Consider the following 18,552-nt stretch of genomic DNA (forward strand, 5'->3'; position numbering starts at 1 on the left):
CAACGCCGCCACCAGGCCCGAGCCAGCCGCAGGAAGACCTCCCCTCATAAGGCCCCCTGCTCGACGAGCAAGGGGGCCTTTATCCGTGACAGGGCTCTCACGCGGCCCAAACGACTTCGCCGTCCTTGTCGAGACTGATCCGGGCGTACCCCCCGAGCCGCACAACCAGGTTCTTGAAGAAGGTGCCGCGCAGGCGGTACGCGGACGGGGAGCTGGACGTCACCAGGCTCTGAGCGACACGGGAGCGCCCAGGGGATGAACGGATATCAGGAGGCCCCCGCCGGGACGGTGTGGGAGATCGTCGTCAACGACACCGCTTATCAGGTGATGAAACTCGATGACGGGTCCTACGTGGTCCAGGGGGGCGAATGGGTCGTCGGCGGGTGCGTCAACGAGCTGGCCGCGATGGCGGCGATCATCGATCGTGAGGAAGCGCGCCAAGAGGGTCCGTAGAGGCCTTCGGCCGCAAGGTCCTGGAAGAGCGGGCCGGGGTGCCCTCGCACCCCGGCCCGGTGGTCTTCCGCGTCAGCCGCCGAGCACCTGCCCGAAGCTCTGGTCGTCCCAGGCCCGCCCGAGTTCGTGGGGGCCGAAGCTCTTGGCGCTGGTGCTGGTCAGACCGGTGGACGCGCCGCGCAGCCGCCACACGGCCCCGGAACGCACGCTGGTCCCGGCGGGCGCCTCGCCGATAGCGGCGGCGGTGAGGTCGGCCTTCCGGTTGCCGTCGATGTCGGACAGCAGGACGTAGGAGCCGAACTTGTCGCCGCTCTCCGCGGTGCCGGGGACGCCTGACGTGTTCTGGGTCAGGCTCTGGTTGCCGCTGGTGGCGATGCCGGTCGCCGAGCCCCGCAGCAGGACGATCGAACCCGCGTCGGACAGGCTGCCGAGGTTCTCGCCCGGCAGTCCGACCGCCAGGTCCGCCCGGCCGTCGCCGGTCACGTCGCCGAGGGAGAGCGAGGCTCCGAACTTGTCCCCGCTCTCCGAGGCGCCCGGAACTCCGGGCGAGTCCTGGGTGAGGACCGTCGACGCCCGGCCGGTGCCCGGACCCGCCGAGGCGCCGTACAGGACGGTCACGGCGCCGCCGAGGGCGGTCGTCTCGTAGGAGTCGGCGACCGCGATGTCGTCGTACCCGTCGCCGTCGATGTCCCCGACCGCGGAGGTGTGCGAGTTGGGCAGTACGGCCTTCTGGACCAGGCCCGCGCCGGAGGCCGACCCCTCGAAGTACCAGGCGCGCTCGGTGCCGCCGCGCCCCGCCCGGTACTGCACCACGAGGTCGTCCGCCGCGTCGCCGGAGACGTTCCCGGAGGACACGAACCCGGCGGCGTACTGCGAGGGCTCCGGCAGGGTCACGGTCGCGGCCGAACTCCAGGCGCCGGTGCGGGCGAACGGGCCCTTGAGCACGGAGACGGTGGACGTCAGGGAGTTGAAGGCGGCGAGGTCGGCGTGCCCGTCACCGTCGAAGTCGCCCGCGGTGAGCGCGCCGCCGAAGCTGTTGCCGTCCTTCGCCACCGGATCCTTCACCATCACGGCGGAGGACCCGAGCCCGCTCGGACCGCCCCAGTACAGGGTGACGGAGCCCTGGTAGGAGTTCGGGCTGTAGGTCTCGCCGGGCGCGCCGACCGCGAGGTCGCTGTAGCCGTCGCCGTCGAAGTCGGCCACGGACAGCCCGCCGCCGAACTTGTCGCTGCCCTCGGGCGCACCGGGGTTGACGCTCCCGGACTGCGTGAGGATCTTGCGCTTGGCCGGGTCGATACCGGCGGACGTGCCGTAGACGACGCCGACCCAGCCGGCCTCCCATTGGGTGTCCGTTCCCCCGGGCACACCGATCGCGACGTCGCGGTAGCCGTCACCGTTGAAGTCGCCCTGCAGGCCGTTGCCGACGGCGGCGGCCGGGGCCGCCGTCCCGACGGCGACCAGGCCGCCGGTCAGTGTCAGAGCGGCGGTCGTGGCGAGGGCGAGACTGATGCGTCTGTACATGCGGGCGTCCCCTGGGCATGCGCGGGATCCGGGGCATCCGGATCCGACGATGGGTGGTCCGTCGCGTTCATCCCGGGTTCACCCGGGTGTGGCGCGGAGGTTGGCGCAAAGTAGACCCCCGGGCCGGTGCAACGGTTGTACGAGTGACGGGTGATACCCGCGATCCCGCCGGCCGTCCGTCGACCGTGTGCCGGCCGTGTGCCGACCGTCACCGCCGTACGGCCGTGGTCACCCACCCCAGCGCCGGCCACACCCCCCGCGACGGCTGGTGGCCCGCCAGGGTCTGTCGCGACAGGCAAGGCCCTGCGACAGGCCCCAGGGCTTGCCCCAGGTCAAGCCGTGGGGCAAGCCCTGGTGGTGACTCAGTTGGTGCCGATGCGGGCGAGCAGGTCGACGATCAGGCTCTGCACCTCGGCGCTGGTCGACCGCTCCGCCAGGAACAGCACCGTCTCACCGGAGGCCAGCCGCGGCAGGTCGGCCTGGTCGACGGCGGCGGTGTAGACGACGAGCGGAGTGCGGCTGAGCTGCCCGTTCGCGCGCAGCCAGTCCACGATCCCGGTCTGACGCCGGTGCACCTGCAGCAGGTCCATCACGACCAGGTTCGGCCGCAGCTGCCCGGCCAGCGTCACCGCGTCGGCGTCGCTCGCCGCCCGTGCGACCTGCATTCCGCGACGCTCCAGCGTCGACGTCAGCGCCAGCGCGATCTCCGCGTGCTCCTCGATGAGCAGCACGCGCGGCGGGTGCTGCTCGCTGTCCCGCGGGGCGAGCGCCTTCAGCAGTACGGCGGGATCGGCGCCGTACGCCGCCTCGCGCGTCGCCTGCCCGAGCCCGGCCGTGACCAGGACCGGTACCTCCGCGGCCACGGCGGCCTGCCGCAGCGACTGCAGCGCGGTACGGGTGATCGGTCCGGTCAGCGGGTCCACGAACAGCGCGGCCGGGAAGGCGGCGATCTGCGCGTCGACCTCCTCGCGGGAGTTCACGATCACGGGACGGTAGCCGCGGTCGCTCAGCGCCTGCTGGGTGGTGATGTCCGGCGCGGGCCACACCAGCAGCCGCCGCGGGTTGTCCAGCGGCTCCGGCGGCAGCTCGTCGTCCATCGGCTGCGGGCGCGGGGGGTCCGCGACCTCGATCGCCCCGCCCGGACCGTCCAGCGGCTCGGGACCCTCGGCGGCGTTCTCGTCCGGGGCGCCTATGGCGTACGACCGTCCGGGGCCCTCGGCGGCCGGGGCGAGCCGGGACTGCCCGGCCAGGGACGGCTGTGCGGGCGGCTGCTCGGCCGGCGGATGCGGACGGGCCGCCTGCTCCGGGGGCTGCTCAGGGCGCGCGGCCGGGTCGGGCGGGGTGCCCAGCTTGCGGCGGCGGCCGGAACCGCCCGGCGCATGCGGGGGCGGGGTGGCCGTCGGCTGCTGCACCTGGGCCGCCTGCCGGCTGAACGGCACGCCCTGGCCCAGCGTCCGCACGCTGATCGCCCGTCCCTGGGTCGAGTTCGGGTCGACGGGCGCGGCCGCAGCGGCCGGGGCGGCCGCCTCGGCGGGCAGGGGCTGGGCGGCACGCGGCTGTGCGGCCGCGTGCTCCGGCGGGAGGGGGGTGCCGGGGGCCGGGGTGGCGGTGCCGTTCGGCGGCACGACGGCGGCCGCGGGCGTCGCGGGGGCCGGGAGACCCTGGGGCGGGACCGTCTGTGCGGGGGCAGCCAGTACGTCGGCCCTCTCCGCGGGGAGCGGCTGGGCGGCGGGGAGTAGGCCGGGGGCGACCGCCTGTGCCGGGACCGGCTGCTGCCCCGGGGCCACCATGCCCGTGGGGGCCACGATGCCGGACGGAACGGGCGCACCGGCCTGAGCCGCGGCGGCGGCCTGCGCGGGCACTCCGCCCACGGCGCTCGCCTGCGCCGGAACGCTCTGCGCGGGAATCCCGTGCGCGGGCGTCCCGGAAGCCTCGGCAGGCTGGGCCACGGCCCGTCGGCGTCGGCCGGTCGGCGCGCTGGTGGGGTGCGGCTGCGGCGGAGTGTGGTCCTCGGCCTGGTCGTGCGCCACGGCGTCATGCCGCCCGTCGTCGCCCGGGACCCCGCCCGGAACGGCGACCGCGGCACCCTCGCCCGGCATGGGAGCCTGCGCCTGAGCCGGGACCGCCACCTGCCCGCCCACACCCTCGGACACGGCCGCAGCCGCAGCCGCAGCCGCAGTCGCAGTCGCGGGCTCGGATTCGGGCGAACGATCGGCCTCGGCGGGCGGCAGCGCGAAGACCGTACGGCTCCCCGCCTCCTGTGCGGCGGCACGCTCAGCCGCGGCGGCCAGGGCGCGACGACGGCGCCCGGTGGGCTGGTCATCCTCGGCCAGGACGCCCTCCGGGCTGCCCTCCGGGGCAGCGGAGGCCGCGGGCAGCGCCGGCGGCAGCGCCTGCTGTTCGCCGCTGTCGCGCCGGGCGCGCCGTCCGGTCGGTGCGGGCACGCCCTGCGGCGGTACGGTCCCGCCGAGTCCCGTACCCGAGGCGGCGGTCCCCGCCGCGTGCTCGGCCGCCGTCATCACTGCACCCTCGGCCACGCCCTCGCCACCAGCCACGTCCTCGCCACCGGCCGCGCCGTCGGCCGGCCGGCCGCGCCGTCGCCCGGTGCCGCCGGAGGCATCCGTGCCCTCGGCAGCGGTCGGCTCCAGCTCCTCGGCCGCACGCCGCCTGCGCCGTCCGGTCGGTGCGGGCGCCCCCGCCTCGGCCTCGGCGGCGCCGGACTCGCCGGGAACCTCGCTCTCCAGGAAGGCGTCCACGGAGGACCGCCGGGCCCGCCGCCGCCCGCCGTTGCCCGAGGGCAGCGCGGGCAGGGCACCCGCGTCGGAGCCGCTCTCCTCCGCGGCCGCGGAGGAGTCGGGAACCGGAGCCGCGACGGCCCCGGCGCCACCCCCGAGCGGGACCTCGAGCACATACGCGCTGCCGCTCATGCCCGGCACCTCGTGCGTCTGCAGCACACCACCGTGCGCCCGCACGATCCCGCGCACGATCGGCTCGTGCACCGGGTCTCCCCCGGCGTACGGGCCGCGCACCTCGATGCGGACGACCTCGCCGCGCTGGGCGGCCGCCACGACGACCGTGTTGTCCATGTAACCGCCCGCCGACACGGGCGCGTTGCCGGTCGCGTCGACACCCGCCACGTCGGCGACGAGATGCGCGAGCGCAGTGGCGAGCCGCTGCTGGTCGACCTCGGCCTCGATGGGCGGCGCGTGCACGGCGAACTGCACCCGCCCCGGTCCGATGAGCTCGACGGCCCCCTCGACCCCGGCGGCGACGACGGCGTCGAGCATCACCTTCGTACGGGTGATGTCCTCCGTGCCCGCGTCCAGCCGCTGGTAGCCGAGGACGTTGTCGATGAGCTGGGTGATGCGTGAGTAACCGGCGGAGAGGTGGTGGAGCACCTGGTTGGCCTCGGGCCACAGCTGCCCGGCGTCGTCCGCGGCGAGGGCCGCCAGCTCGCGGCGCAGCTCGTCCAGCGGTCCGCGCAGCGAGCGCCCGAGCAGCGTGAGCAGCTGCTCGTGCCGCCCGGCCAGGGCCTCGTAGCGGTCCTTCTCCCGCTCGGCGAGCGCGGCGTACCGGTCCTCGCCGGCCGCCAGCTCCTCCTCGTGCTGCTCGCGCAGCTCCTCCAGCTCGGTCACGTGCTTCTGGCGCAGTGCGGTGAGGTCGGAGGCGTGCTCCTCGGAGAGCCGCTCCAGCTCGTCCGCGTGCCCCTTCTCCAGCGCCTCCTTCTCGTCGGCGAGGGTGTCGTACGGCCGCCGGTCGGCGAAGGTCATCACGGCGCCGACGAGCTGGTCGCCGTCGCGCACGGGCGCGGTCGTCAGGTCGACCGGCACCTTCTTGTCGCCCTTGGCCCACAGCACCTGCCCGCGCACCCGGTGCTTGCGCCCGGAGCGCAGGGTGTCGGCGAGCGGGGACTCCGCGTACGGGAAGGGGGAGCCGTCGGGGCGGGAGTGCACGACGAGGTTGTGCAGCTCCTTGCCGCCGAGCTCGCCGGCCCGGTAACCCAGGATCTGGGCGGCGGCCGGGTTCACGAGGACGATCCGCCCGTCGGTGTCCGTGCCGACGACGCCCTCGGACGCCGCCCGCAGGATCATCTCGGTCTGCCGCTGCGAACGGGCCAGCTCGGCCTCGGTGTCGACGGTGCCGGACAGGTCGCGCACGACGAGCATCAGCAGCTCGTCGCCGGTGTAGCCGTAACCGTCGTACGCCTGCTGCCCGTTCTCCAGGTTCGCGCTGGTGACCTCGACCGGGAACTCGGTGCCGTCGGTCCGCCGGGCGATCATCCGCGTCGGCTTGGTCCGTCCGCGCGGGTCCATGTGGTCGGGCCGTCGCATCGAGCCAGGGATCAGCTTGGAGTCGAACTCGGGCAGCAGATCGAGCAGCCCGCGCCCGACAAGAGCCGTACCCGGAGTCTCGAAGGCCTCCAGTGCGATCGTGTTGGCGTTGACGACCGTCCCATTGGCGTTCACCAGCACCAACGCGTCGGGAAGCGCGTCGAGTATGGCTGCGAGGCGAGCAGCGCCTCGGGATGGCCTGCTGCTCACGAGACGCTTCCTCCCTGTTACCGCACCTTGCCGACCGCTCGGGCCATCTTGCCAACCGGCCCGCAGCGTGTCACGCGAGCGAGTCTAAGGGCAGCGGTTGCGTTCGCGACGCCGGATGAGAGGGAGGTCGCACGACGAAGTGGCGGGGAACGTGTGACCACCTGCTCAGGCTTCGCGGGACCTTCGCGGGACTTTTACGGGACCGGGGATTCCGCCATGAAATGCCTATGAACGCCGAGTGGCGCCATCAGCCGACGGGCACCCGCGGGCCGCCGGACACCATGGGCCGCCGGACACCTATGGACCGACGGGCACCTACGAGCCGAGATCCGGCAGGAGCGGCACCATCCGGTTCCACCGCCCGATCTCGCAGCCGTTGCTGCGGTCGTACGTCGCGTCGACCGGGCGTCCGGCCCAGGTCCCGGTGACACGGGCGGTGGCCGGGCCGCCGTAGATCATCGTGCAGACGCTGCCCGGCGCCACCTGCGCGAAGGTCTCCCGGCCCCAGCGCGTGTTCCGGTCGACGGCACGGCAGGCGCCGCCCACGTCCGGGTGAGTGCCGGCGCCAGGGTGACAGGACAGCTCGTACGTCCCGTCGTGCCCGGCACCCGCGTGCCGGACGGTGACGGTCAGGTGGTCACCGGACCCGCCCGCCCGGTCCTCCTCCCGCACGGGCGGCGGTACGGCGGTGGAGGCGGCGGCGGGAACGGCGGCGACTGCGGACAGCGAGGCGATCACGGCGGCGGACGCCGCGACGGCTCGTGAGAAGACCAGCGACATGCCCTGATCAACGCCCGTGGCCCCCGGACGTTGCGCAGCCGCCCCGCCGAGCGCAAGGACTTTGCCCTGCGGCCCTGGTGCCTAGTACCGTGGGGGGCGATTGGTGACAGCACGCTCGACTGTGTCATCATCTGCACGCACCACTCACGCGCTCGCGGGAGAGGTTGTGCTGGAGGCGTCGCCTAGTCCGGTCTATGGCGCCGCACTGCTAATGCGGTTTGGGCCTTAAAGCCCATCGAGGGTTCAAATCCCTCCGCCTCCGCGCTTGATCACCGAAGCCCCGGTCCATCTGGACCGGGGCTTCGGTGTTCTCGTCCGTTCTGGACGTTTTCGCAGGTCACAAGGGGTGCGCCAAACGGATTTCACATGACGGCGGCAGTCATGTAATGTTCTTCCTGTCGCCGCGAGCGGGCCGGAAGGGCCGGGAGCGGGGACAAGAAAAAAGAAAAAAAACAAGCACTCGTAGCTTAACGGATAGAGCATCTGACTACGGATCAGAAGGTTGCAGGTTCGAATCCTGCCGAGTGCACACAGAGTAGAGGCCCCGGAGAGATCCGGGGCCTCTGGCGTTTGGCTCAGGGGAGGGGCTTCGGTGAGGGGTGGGGGTGCGGGGGTGCTCGCCGCGTTGGCGTTGGTCGGCGTGGCTGTGACGGGCTGCGGGGGTGAGGCCGGCTCCGGCTCCGGAACCGGCTCTGGAACCGGCTCCCGAGCGGGCGGCAAGGCGGAGGGGGACGCGAAGTCGCCGTCGGCCAGGTCGGAGGCGGTGCGGCTCTCCCCCGCCGAGCTCCAGAGCCGCTGGTGGACCTGGGCCGCGTCCGAACCCGAGGCGACGAATCCCGTGGCCGACGAGGACGGCGGCGACTGCGCGCGCAATCAGCCGGACGACGTCTGGTTCCTGGCGGGCACCTTCGGGACGACGGGAAACAGGCGCGCCTGCTCCGTGCCCGACGGTGTCCCCCTGGCCTTTCCGCTGGTGAACCTGATCGGCGATGAGGGGGACTGTGCGGACTTCATGAGCACGGCCGGGGGATCGGCGGTGCTGGACGGGAAGAAGGTCGCCGAGGTGACCCGTAAGGGGGACGCGATCACGGTGACGGCCGTCGACGGCAACCCCGTCACCCAGTCGAGCGGGACCTTCGCGACCACCGGGTGCGGACTGTGGGTCCAGGTGCCCGCGCCGGAACCCGGCCGGCACACGCTGACGATCCGCGGCCGGTCCGGGGACTTCGCCACGGGCGTGGACTACGTCCTGACGGTGAAGGGCTCCTGAGGCCGCGGCCCGCCGGTCAGCACTCCTCTTCCGGGTCGTTCCGGTTGAGCTCCTCCAGGTACTCGTGAGCCAGTGCGGTCGCGCGGGTGAACCAGTCCGTGAGGACGGCGATCTCCTCGGGGGAGTAGTCGGCGAACAGCTCCGTGAGGCGTCTGTGGTGGCCCGCGTGAACGGCCGTGACCCGTTCGACCGCCTCGGGGACGGGGGCCACGCGGACGCGGCGGCGGTCCGCCGGGTCGGGGCGGCGGGTGACGTAGCCCGCGCGTTCGAGACGGTTGAGGATCCCGGTGACCGCGCCGGTGGTGACATGCGCGCGGGCCGCCAGGTCGCCTGCGGTGAGCAGGTCCTCACCGGCCTCCAGGACGAAGCCGAAACAGGTGAGGTCGGTGACGTTCAGTCCCAGCCGCCGGGCCAGTTCCTGCTGCCCGATCAGGTGGGCGGCGATCAGGTGGTCCATCGCCGACAGTGCCTGGCCCGGAGTGGCGGCCGGTCGCGGCTTGCCGTGCATGCGTCTCAATTCTCTTAGTGCGTAAGAGACTTAGGGAGTAAATTCCTTCCGTGGTGAGGGAGTTTAGGCACCCTCACGCCGGACGCGGAGTTTTTCGGAGGCGGGTACGTGAGCGGTCATCTGTACGACGAGGGTCACACGGTCGCCGGCTGGACCGGTTTCTTCATCGCGACCATCGGGTCCGCGGTGGCGGGAGCGGGGGTGGTCATGGCCTCGGTACCTGTGACGGGTGGCGGTGTCGCCATCGTCGCCGTGAGTGTCCTGGTCACCTGGGCCCTCCACCTCAACGGCTGGGGCAAGCCGCCGGGGCGCCGGCCCAGGGGGGAGTGGGGGCTGCGGGTGCGGGACCGCGGTGCGCGCGAGGGGCATCCCGGGTGTGTCGGGTGCCGCCTGGCGGGGCGGGGGCGGGGCACGGCCGCCGTCGTCCGCTCTGCGTCCACCGCCGGGGATGCGGAGCCGGTCACCGCCGAGAGCGGGGGCTGATCCGGGGCGGGGTGCCCGTGCGCCCGAAGTGGGCAGAATCGATAAGTCTGTCACCTTTCGAGTGAACGTGCCTTCTGTAAACCCGAGTTGCGTGGGGGCGTCCCTAGTTTCCGGTGTGGAGGTGATGCTCGATGTACGAGCAGAACGACACGCCGCCGGAGCAGTCGGCGGTACGGAAGCTGGACGCGATCGAGATCAGTGACTTCGTGTACGCGGCGACAGGGGCGCGAGTACGGAGGCTGACCATGCCGGACGGGACGCACTGGTTCCCTGCCGTGGATGTGTGCAAGCACCTGGGGTACGCACACGTGGGTTCCACTCTGCGGAACATCGCGGATGCGACCAACTTCGCATCTGCCGAGAGGGTGCTTCAGACGCACGGTCTCGGCATTCCCGCAGGTCGAGAGTGGCGACGAGACATGAACCTGGTCAACCTCCAGGGGCTGATCAGGTTGGTCAACGGCTGTACGAAGCCGGAGGCCCAACCCTTCAAGGCTTGGGCCTCCGAGGTTCTTGCCACCATCCAGCGGGACGGTTTCTACAGCCTCGAACCGGCTCCCGTTCAGCCCGCGCCCAGCGGAGACACGGCGTATCTCATGCCGCAGCAGGTCGCCGACGCGATCGTCCGCCTCGAAGAGCGGAACATCCGGGCGGACGAGCGCTGGTGGCCGCGCAGGCTCGGAGGAGCGAGCAGCTGGACCGCGCCGTCGACCTGCTGACCGAGTCGGGCCGCGCCCAGAACTCCATGGCCCACGCCCTCCACCGCATCGCCGACAAGCTCGATCTCATCGCCGACCGGCTGAAGCCCGCCCCTCCGGCGGAGGAGTCCCCGGCCATGAGCCCCCAGGAGCTCCTCGCCACCTGGCGGGCGAAGAACCTGGTCGTCACGGACGACGTGCACGCGGTGGCCGCGTACCTCGCTCCCTCGCTGGTGCGGGGTCCGGTCCGGTGTCGGCTGGAGGAGGTCGCCACCCGTACGGGGCTCACGCTCGACCGTGTCCACGACTGTGTGCGCATGCTGCTCAAGCGGGGCTGCGTGCGGCAGACCGGGTGCGCTGCGGATGGCGCGCCGGTGTACGTGCTCCCGTAGCGGGCGACAGGAGAAGGCCCGAAGCCGCAAAACGAAGTTGCGGCTTCGGGCCTTTGCGTACCGTACCGCTCCCCCCGCCGCCCAGGGCACTGTCAGTGCCACGGCCTACCCTCAAGAGTGATGGCACAGGTGTGGAAGTGCACGGGACTGCGGTGGTCGGGGGACGGTCCCGCGCTGGTCTGGGACGGTGGGCGGCGTAGCGCGCTGCCTCGGGGGAAGCGGGTGGCCTTCGGGGTCGTGGACGGGGGCGTGCGGACGTGTGTGGGTGCGCGGGGGCATGCGTGTCCCGTGCGGGCGGTGGTGTCGGGGCGGAGCACCGGCGCGCGGTGCGAGGAGTGCGCACGGCTGGACCGGGCGCACTCCGTGGCCGCGGACACCATCGCCGACGACCCTCGGCCGTACCGCGTATACCTGGCCTGGTTCGGGCCCGGCATGGTCAAGGTCGGGATCACCGCCGTCGAGCGGGGATCCGCGCGGCTGCTTGAGCAGGGGGCCGTCTGTTTCAGCTGGCTCGGAGCCGGGCCGCTGATGGCCGCGCGCCGGACGGAGGAGCTGCTGCGGGCCGCGCTCCACGTGCCCGACCGGATCCCGTACGCCGAGAAGCGGGCCGTACGGTCCGCGCTGCCCGGGACGGAGGCGGAGCGGGCGGCCGAGATCGAGGAGCTGCACGCGCGGGCTCTCGCGCTCGACGGCTGGCCCGAGTCCCTTTCCCGCGAGCTGTGCCAACCGGTCGACCACGTGGGGGTGTTCGGGCTCCAGGGGCTGCCCGCCGCCGTCGGCGAAGTGGCCGAGCTGGTCCCGGGCGGGACCGTGAGCGGTGAACTGGTCGCGGCCGCCGGGCCCGACCTGCACATCGCGGCCGGGGCGCGCGGGGTCGTCGTCCTCGACACTCGGCTGATGACGGGGTGGGAGCTGTGCCCCGGCCCCGGTGCCGGTGGTGGATTCAGCGTTCCCGTAAGGGAGTTCAGGGAGGAGGCGGGCGTCCAGGACGGGCTGTTCTGAAGGTCAAGACTTGGATCCCTCACGGATCCCTTTCGGCAAGGTCCATGGACGCGAACTCCTCCGCGGCCGATCGTTGACGACATGAGCGATCAGCGAATTGCACCTGTCCCCGCCCATGAAACCCCTTACTATGCAGTCGTGTTCACCTCCGTTCGCACCGACGAGGACGACGACGGATACCGGCGCACCGCCGAGCGGCTGAGCGAGCTGGTCAAGGAGATCCCCGGCTTCCTCGGCGAGGACTCGGCCCGCACACCCGGCGGCCTCGCGATCTCCGTGGCCTACTTCCGGGACCTGGCCGGTATCGACGCGTGGCGGCGTGACGCGCGCCACCGGGCGGCCAAGGAGTACGGCCGGGAGCATTGGTACGAGCGCTACTCGATCCACATCGCCCGGGTCGAGCGGAGTCACGACCACGCGCGAAGCTGATCATCGGGCAAGGGCTTCCCAGGTGTTCCCTGAGAGGCACCTGTGTGTTTCTTAGGGAAATCACAGATTAGTGAAAGCGTGTTCTCAGGGGACCCCGACAACGTGTTCACCATGACCACGACCTCGCCCCAGGGGCGCACCGAACTGCTGAGGCCGGACGGGAGCCCCGTCCGAGTGCTTGTGGTGGACGACGAGCTGTCGATCACCGAACTCCTTTCCATGGCCCTGCGTTACGAGGGCTGGCAGATCAGGAGTGCGGGTGACGGACAGGGGGCCGTCCAGACGGCCCGCGAGTTCCGGCCGGACGCCGTCGTCCTCGACATGATGCTGCCCGACATGGACGGCCTCACGGTTCTGGGGCGTCTGCGGCGCGAGCTGCCCGACGTGCCGGTCCTCTTCCTGACCGCCAAGGACGCGGTCGAGGACCGGATCGCCGGTCTCACCGCCGGCGGCGACGACTACGTCACCAAGCCGTTCAGCCTGGAGGAGGTCGTCGCCCGGCTGCGCGGCCTCATCCGGCGGTCGGGTGCCGCCGACCGGCGGTCCGACTCCGTGCTGGTCGTCGGGGATCTGACCTTGGACGAGGACAGCCACGAGGTCTCGCGGGCCGGGGAGGGCATCCACCTCACCGCCACCGAGTTCGAACTGTTGCGCTTCCTCATGCGTAATCCCAGGCGTGTCCTCAGCAAAGCGCAGATCCTCGACCGCGTGTGGTCGTACGACTTCGGCGGTCAGGCCAACGTGGTCGAGCTCTACATCTCCTACCTGCGGCGCAAGATCGACGCAGGACGTGAGCCGATGATCCACACCCGGCGTGGGGCCGGTTACCTGATCAAGCCCGCCGCTTCATGAGCGGGCGACGACGGCCGCGTGCGCAGAAGCGAGCAGGTAAGCCGCGTACCCTGCGGACGCGGCTCGTCGTCTCGACGGTGACGCTGATCGCCGTGGTGTGTGCCGTGGTCGGCACGGTGACGACCCTTGCGCTGAAGACGCACCTTGACGATCAGCTGAACGGCAAGGTGCACGACACCGCCATGCGTGCCGGGGGCGGCCATATGCTTCCGAAGAACCCGAACGCAACGAACCCCGCCGACCCCGGGGACCCAGGCGCCGTCCGGAACGTCGACCTCTCGGCGAGCGCCAAGGTGAAGAGGCTCGTCACCAGCGGTCCCGTGGAGGACAAGACCATCGCCGCCTTCGTCAAGAACGGCAAGGTCACCGCCGCGGCCATCGCCAAGCGGAAGAACGACGGCAACGGCTCCTTCCAGAAGTTCAACGCCGGCTCTCTCGACGCGGCGCAGATGGCGGCCATCAACTCGGTGCCGAAGGACTTCAAGCCGCACTCCGTGGACATCCCCGGTCTGGAGGGGTACCGCGTCGAATACGTCGAGAGCCCGGACCACAGTGACGCGTACTACGTCGCCCTGCCGACGGCCGACGTCGACAGCACCATCAACACGCTCATCCTCGTCGAGATCAGCATCACCGCCGCCGGTCTCGCCGCCGCCGTCATAGCGGGGTACATCCTCGTCGGCCTCGCCACCCGCCCCCTCCGCAAGGTCGCCGCCACCGCCACCCGGGTCTCCGAACTCCCCCTGCACACCGGCGAGGTCAACCTCAGCGAACGCGTCCCCGAGTCCGAGACCGACCCGCACACCGAGGTCGGCCAGGTCGGTGCCGCGCTCAACCGGATGCTCAACCACGTCCACGGTGCCCTGCACGCCCGCCAGCAGAGCGAGATGCGGGTACGGCAGTTCGTCGCGGACGCGAGTCACGAGCTCAGGACCCCCCTCGCCTCCATCCGCGGGTACGCCGAGCTGACCCGGCGCGGACGCGAGCAGGTCGGGCCCGACACCCGGCATGCCCTGGGCCGTATCGAGTCCGAGGCGGGCCGGATGACGCTGCTCGTCGAGGACCTGCTGCTGCTCGCCCGGCTGGACGCGGGCCGTCCGCTCCAGTTCGAGCACACCGACCTCATCCCGCTCGTGGTGGACACCGTCAGCGACTCGCGCGCCGCCGGCATGGACCACAACTGGCGCCTCGACCTGCCCGACGAGCCGGCCCTGGTGTCCGCCGACGCGGCACGGATCCAGCAGGTGCTGGTCAATCTGCTGGGCAACGCCCGCAAGCACACCCCACCCGGTACGACCATCACGGCACGTATCCAGCGGCGCGGCCCGTGGATGTGCGTGGACGTCGAGGACAACGGCCAGGGCATTCCGCCGGACCTGCTGCCGCACGTCTTCGAGCGGTTCGCCAGGGGCGACTCCGCGCGGTCCCGGTCCACCGGGTCCACCGGTCTGGGGCTCGCCATCGTGCAGGCGGTCGCGACCGCGCACGGCGGTGCCGTCACCGTCGACAGCGTCCCGGGGCGGACCGTGTTCACGGTTCACCTGCCCGCGCTCGGTCCCGTCGTGCCGCAGCCCGCCCCCGAAACGAACTGGCAATCGCACTCACAGGCACAGCACAGCGCCACCACATGGGTGCAACAGGGGGCTTGACCAGAGTCGTTCCCATGCGAACCGACTCTTCTCCCGGCACCCTGCCGGCGCGGGAGCACCTCCCGGCCGGAAACGCCGGTACGCCTGTCCTGGACGTAGTGATCCCCGTCTACAACGAGGAGAAGGACCTCCAGCCATGCGTGCTCAGACTGCACGAGCACCTCAAGCGCACCTTCCCGTACGCGTTCCGCATCACCGTCGCGGACAACGCGTCCACGGACACCACCCCTCAGGTGGCGGCGCGGCTGGAGGCGGAGATCGCCGAGGTGAAGTCGTTCAGGCTGGAGCAGAAGGGCCGCGGCCGGGCGCTGCGGACCGTCTGGTCCGCCTCGGACGCCCCGATCCTCGCGTACATGGACGTCGACCTGTCCACCGACCTCAACGCGCTGCTGCCGCTGGTGGCACCGCTGATCTCGGGTCACTCCGACCTGGCGATCGGTTCCCGGCTGGCCCGCAGCTCCCGCGTGGTGCGCGGCGCCAAGCGGGAGTTCATCAGCCGCTCGTACAACATGATCCTGCGCGGTTCGCTGCAGGCCCGCTTCTCGGACGCGCAGTGCGGCTTCAAGGCGATCCGGCGTGATGTCGCCCAGGTGCTGCTGCCGCTCGTCGAGGACACCGGCTGGTTCTTCGACACCGAGATGCTGGTCCTCGCCGAGCGGGCCGGGCTCCGTATCCACGAGGTGCCCGTCGACTGGGTCGACGACCCGAACTCGACCGTGCACATCGTCAAGACGGCGACCGACGACCTCAAGGGTGTGTGGCGGGTGGGCAAGGCCCTGGCCACCGGTTCGCTGCCGCTGGACCGGGTCACCCGCCCGTTCGGCGACGACCCGCGCGACCGTGAGATCAAGGACGTGCCCAAGGGTCTGGCCCGCCAGCTCGTCGGGTTCTGCGTCGTCGGCGGTCTGTCGACGCTCTTCTACCTCCTGCTCTACAGCGGCTTCCGGCAGTTCTCCGGCTCGCAGATCGCCAACGCGCTCGCGCTGCTGGTCTCGGCCGTGGCGAACACGGCGGCCAACCGGCGCCTGACCTTCGGGGTGCGCGGCCGTGGCGGTGCCGTACGGCACCAGGCGCAGGGCCTGGTCGTCTTCGGTATCGGTCTCGCCCTCACCAGCGGCTCGCTGGCCGCCCTGAACGCGGCCAGCAGCAGCCCCGCGCACTCCACCGAACTGGCGGTCCTCATCGCCGCCAACCTCGCGGCGACGGTGCTCCGCTTCCTGCTCTTCCGCGCGTGGGTGTTCCCGGACCGGCGTGACTCCGGCGAGGAGCCGACGGCCGTGGCGACGGACACCCCGTCCTCGCCGGCCTACGCCAGCGTCGCGCCGCAGTTCGGCCCGTACTCGTCGCAGCCCGATCCGTACTCGTCGCAGTCCGGCTCGTACGGCCCGCTGCCGCAGCGCCACGTGCCGCACCCGCGGCACACGTCGCACACGTCGCACACGCCGCACCAGACCACCCAGTTCCGCGCCGGTGAAGCCGCGGACGGCACCTGGAGGGACGCCACCATGCGGTTGCAGCCGGTGCGCCCTCACGACACCGACCCGGGGGACTCCCGATGACCACCCACACCGACCAGACGACCCACCAGACCCACCAGGGGAGTCCCACCGCGTGGGGCCCGCCCCCGACGGCTCCGCCGCAGGACCTGCCCGCGGCCCCGGCGCCCGGGGCCGGTGAGCCCGAGCAGCCCTTCGTCCGGAGACTGTGGCGTGGCCGGCCCGAGGACCCGCGCTGGGTGCGCCCGGCCTTCCTCGGCCTGCTGGCCGCCACCTTCCTGCTCTACCTGTACAACCTGAGCGCCTCCGGCTACGCCAACTCCTTCTACTCGGCCGCCGTCCAGGCGGGCAGCAAGTCCTGGAAGGCGTTCTTCTTCGGCTCGCTGGACGCGGGCAACGCCATCACCGTCGACAAGCCCCCGGCCTCGCTGTGGCCGATGGCCCTGTCGGTGCGGATCTTCGGCCTCAACTCGTGGGCGATCCTGGTCCCCGAGGTCATCATGGGCGTCCTGACGGTCGCCGTGGTGTACGCGGCCGTGCGCCGCCGGTTCAGCCCCGCGTCCGGCCTGATCGCGGGCGCCGTGCTGGCGCTCACCCCCGTCGCGGCGCTGATGTTCCGGTTCAACAACCCGGACGCGATGCTGGCCCTGCTGATGGCCGTCGCCTGCTACATGGTGATCCGGGCCCTGGAGGACGGCCGTACGAAGTGGCTGGTCTGGGCGGGCGTCGCGATCGGCTTCGCCTTCCTCGCCAAGACCCTGCAGGCCTTCCTGATCCTGCCGCCGCTGGCGATCGTGTACGCCGTCTGCGCGCCGGTGAACCTGAAGAAGCGGTTCGGACAGCTGGCCCTGGCCACGGTCGCGCTGGTCGTCTCCGGCGGCTGGTGGGTGGCGATCGTCGAGCTGTGGCCGGCGTCCTCGCGCCCGTACATCGGCGGCTCGCAGAACAACTCCTTCCTGGAGCTGACCTTCGGCTACAACGGCCTCGGCCGTCTCAACGGCGACGAGACCGGCAGCGTCGGCGGTGGCGGTGGCGGTGGCGGCACGAGCATGTGGGGCGAGACCGGCTGGAACCGGATGTTCAACTCCGAGATCGGCGGCCAGATCTCCTGGCTGCTGCCGGCCGCGCTGATCCTGCTCGTCGCCGGTCTGGTGGCCACGCGCAGGCTGAAGCGGACCTCCGTCACCCGTGGTTCGTTCCTGGTCTGGGGCGGCTCGCTGCTGGTCACCATGGTCGTCTTCAGCTACATGGCGGGCATCTTCCACCAGTACTACACGGTGGCCCTCGCCCCCTACATCGCGGCCGTCGTCGGCATGGGCGCCGGTCTGCTGTGGGAGAAGCGCGCCGAGATGTGGGCGTCGATCACCCTCGCCGCCTCGGTGGTCGCGGCCGCGGCCTGGGGCTACGTCCTGCTCAACCGCACCTCCGACTACCTGCCCTGGCTGAAGTGGCTGGTCCTGATCGGCGGCTTGGCCGCCGCCCTGGGCCTCGTCTTCGCCGGCCGCGTGACCCGTCAGCTGGCCCTCGGGGCGGCGGCGGTCGGTCTCGTCGCCGCGCTGGCCGGTCCGACGGCGTACACCCTCAGCACGCTGCAGGAGGGCCACACCGGCTCGATCGTCACGGCCGGCCCCGCCGGCGCGAGCATGATGGGCGGCGGCCGTGGCGGTCCCGGCGGTGGGATGGGCGGCGGCATGCCCGGCCAGAACCAGCAGGGCCAGCAGGGTCAGCAGGGCCAGCAGAACGGCAACGGCAACGGCTTCCCGGGCGGCGGCAACGGCGGGTTCGGCGGCGGCATGCCGGGCCAGAACCAGCAGAACCAGCAGAGCCAGCAGAACGGCAACGGGAACACCCAGGGCCAGCAGGGCCAGGGCTTCCCCGGCGGCGGTCAGACGGGCGAAGCCGGCGGCACGGGCGGCGGCGGTGGCGCCGGCGGCCTGCTCAACGGCGCCAGCGTCTCCTCCGAGGCCAAGAAGCTGCTGGAGACCGATGCCGAGAAGTACACCTGGGTCGCGGCGTCCATCGGCTCCCAGAACGCCGCGAGCTACCAGCTGGCCACCGGTGACCCGGTGATGGCGATCGGCGGCTTCAACGGCACCGACCCGTCCCCGACGCTGGCCCAGTTCAAGAAGTACGTGACGGAAGGAAAGATCCACTACTTCATCTCCGGCGGCGGTATGGGCGGCGGCATGGGCAGCAGCTCCAGCGGCACGTCCTCGCAGATCACCTCGTGGGTCCAGAGCAACTTCAAGAAGGTGACGGTCGGTTCGGCCACCTTCTACGACCTCACGCAGAAGACCAGCAGCTGACGGCGGCCGACGACCGTTGACGGTCGGCCGGGAAGAGAAGGGGGGGGGGGGCGGGCCCCCCCCCCCCCCCGGGGGCCGGCGCCCCCCCCCCCCCCCCCCCCCCGGGCCCCCCCCCCCGGCGCCCCCCCCCCCCCCGGCCGGGGGGCCCCCGCTGCGCGCCGTGGCCAGGCGG

General features: G+C 72.0%; 14 protein-coding genes, 2 tRNA genes and 1 pseudogene. 12 read left to right on the forward strand and 5 right to left on the reverse strand.

The window, feature by feature from the left end; all coding sequences use genetic code 11:
- Positions 1 to 97: 97 nt before the first annotated feature.
- Positions 98 to 223, reverse strand: coding sequence for a hypothetical protein (locus ACIPSA_RS24060; protein WP_402638031.1), 126 nt, complete (start codon positions 221 to 223; stop codon positions 98 to 100).
- A 32-nt stretch (positions 224 to 255) separates the two neighbouring features.
- On the opposite strand from ACIPSA_RS24060, the gene ACIPSA_RS24065 reads away from it, so the two are divergent.
- Entirely contained in the window at positions 256 to 453 is a 198-nt protein-coding gene (locus ACIPSA_RS24065; RefSeq protein ID WP_402638032.1) for a hypothetical protein, read from the forward strand.
- Between the two features lie 72 nt (positions 454 to 525).
- Here the strand turns inward: ACIPSA_RS24065 and ACIPSA_RS24070 are convergent, their stop codons facing one another.
- The 3 genes from ACIPSA_RS24070 to ACIPSA_RS24080 all read right to left on the reverse strand — a co-directional run bounded on the left by ACIPSA_RS24070 (position 526) and on the right by ACIPSA_RS24080 (position 7,295).
- Positions 526 to 1,974, reverse strand: coding sequence for an FG-GAP repeat protein (locus ACIPSA_RS24070; protein ID WP_402638033.1), 1,449 nt, complete (start codon positions 1,972 to 1,974; stop codon positions 526 to 528).
- Between the two features lie 362 nt (positions 1,975 to 2,336).
- Positions 2,337 to 6,515 (reverse strand): PAS domain-containing protein, encoded by a 4,179-nt coding sequence (locus tag ACIPSA_RS24075; protein ID WP_402638034.1) that lies wholly within the window; start codon positions 6,513 to 6,515, stop codon positions 2,337 to 2,339.
- A gap of 315 nt (positions 6,516 to 6,830) precedes the next feature.
- A complete protein-coding gene (locus ACIPSA_RS24080; RefSeq protein WP_402638035.1) occupies positions 6,831 to 7,295 on the reverse strand; it encodes an SSI family serine proteinase inhibitor in 465 nt (154 codons plus the stop codon).
- A 171-nt stretch (positions 7,296 to 7,466) separates the two neighbouring features.
- Here ACIPSA_RS24080 and ACIPSA_RS24085 point away from each other — a divergent pair.
- The 3 genes from ACIPSA_RS24085 (at position 7,467) to ACIPSA_RS24095 (ending at position 8,565) form a co-directional block, all read left to right on the forward strand.
- A tRNA-Ser gene (locus ACIPSA_RS24085) sits at positions 7,467 to 7,557 on the forward strand.
- A 194-nt stretch (positions 7,558 to 7,751) separates the two neighbouring features.
- A tRNA-Arg gene (locus ACIPSA_RS24090) sits at positions 7,752 to 7,824 on the forward strand.
- A gap of 63 nt (positions 7,825 to 7,887) precedes the next feature.
- The gene (locus tag ACIPSA_RS24095) at positions 7,888 to 8,565 is read left to right on the forward strand and encodes a signal protein (RefSeq protein WP_402638036.1); all 678 of its coding nucleotides are present in this window, start codon (positions 7,888 to 7,890) and stop codon (positions 8,563 to 8,565) included.
- Positions 8,566 to 8,581: 16 nt separating this feature from the next.
- Here ACIPSA_RS24095 and ACIPSA_RS24100 read toward each other — a convergent pair whose 3' ends face one another.
- The gene (locus tag ACIPSA_RS24100) at positions 8,582 to 9,073 is read right to left on the reverse strand and encodes a MarR family winged helix-turn-helix transcriptional regulator (RefSeq protein ID WP_402638037.1); all 492 of its coding nucleotides are present in this window, start codon (positions 9,071 to 9,073) and stop codon (positions 8,582 to 8,584) included.
- A gap of 108 nt (positions 9,074 to 9,181) precedes the next feature.
- On the opposite strand from ACIPSA_RS24100, the gene ACIPSA_RS24105 reads away from it, so the two are divergent.
- From ACIPSA_RS24105 to ACIPSA_RS24140, 8 genes and pseudogenes are all read left to right on the forward strand, one after another.
- Entirely contained in the window at positions 9,182 to 9,556 is a 375-nt protein-coding gene (locus ACIPSA_RS24105; RefSeq protein WP_402638038.1) for an HGxxPAAW family protein, read from the forward strand.
- Positions 9,557 to 9,687: 131 nt separating this feature from the next.
- Positions 9,688 to 10,646 (forward strand): annotated as a pseudogene (locus tag ACIPSA_RS24110) (Bro-N domain-containing protein).
- Positions 10,647 to 10,766: 120 nt separating this feature from the next.
- Positions 10,767 to 11,648 (forward strand): DUF2797 domain-containing protein, encoded by an 882-nt coding sequence (locus tag ACIPSA_RS24115; RefSeq protein WP_402638039.1) that lies wholly within the window; start codon positions 10,767 to 10,769, stop codon positions 11,646 to 11,648.
- A 138-nt stretch (positions 11,649 to 11,786) separates the two neighbouring features.
- Complete coding sequence (locus ACIPSA_RS24120; protein WP_402638040.1) at positions 11,787 to 12,077, forward strand: antibiotic biosynthesis monooxygenase family protein; 291 nt, start codon at positions 11,787 to 11,789, stop codon at positions 12,075 to 12,077.
- A 111-nt stretch (positions 12,078 to 12,188) separates the two neighbouring features.
- Positions 12,189 to 12,929, forward strand: a complete 741-nt coding sequence (locus ACIPSA_RS24125) for a response regulator transcription factor (RefSeq protein ID WP_360939225.1) — start codon at positions 12,189 to 12,191, stop codon at positions 12,927 to 12,929.
- Positions 12,926 to 14,578, forward strand: a complete 1,653-nt coding sequence (locus tag ACIPSA_RS24130) for an ATP-binding protein (RefSeq protein ID WP_402638041.1) — start codon at positions 12,926 to 12,928, stop codon at positions 14,576 to 14,578. Before ACIPSA_RS24125 ends, ACIPSA_RS24130 begins: the two co-directional genes overlap by 4 nt.
- A gap of 14 nt (positions 14,579 to 14,592) precedes the next feature.
- A complete protein-coding gene (locus ACIPSA_RS24135) occupies positions 14,593 to 16,137 on the forward strand; it encodes a glycosyltransferase (protein ID WP_402638042.1) in 1,545 nt (514 codons plus the stop codon).
- Positions 16,134 to 18,380 (forward strand): ArnT family glycosyltransferase, encoded by a 2,247-nt coding sequence (locus ACIPSA_RS24140; protein WP_402638043.1) that lies wholly within the window; start codon positions 16,134 to 16,136, stop codon positions 18,378 to 18,380. The genes ACIPSA_RS24135 and ACIPSA_RS24140 overlap by 4 nt, the downstream gene beginning before the upstream one ends.
- The last annotated feature ends 172 nt before the right edge of the window (positions 18,381 to 18,552 follow it).

It is taken from the genome of Streptomyces sp. NPDC086549 (assembly GCF_044746205.1).
GTDB lineage: Bacteria > Actinomycetota > Actinomycetes > Streptomycetales > Streptomycetaceae > Streptomyces.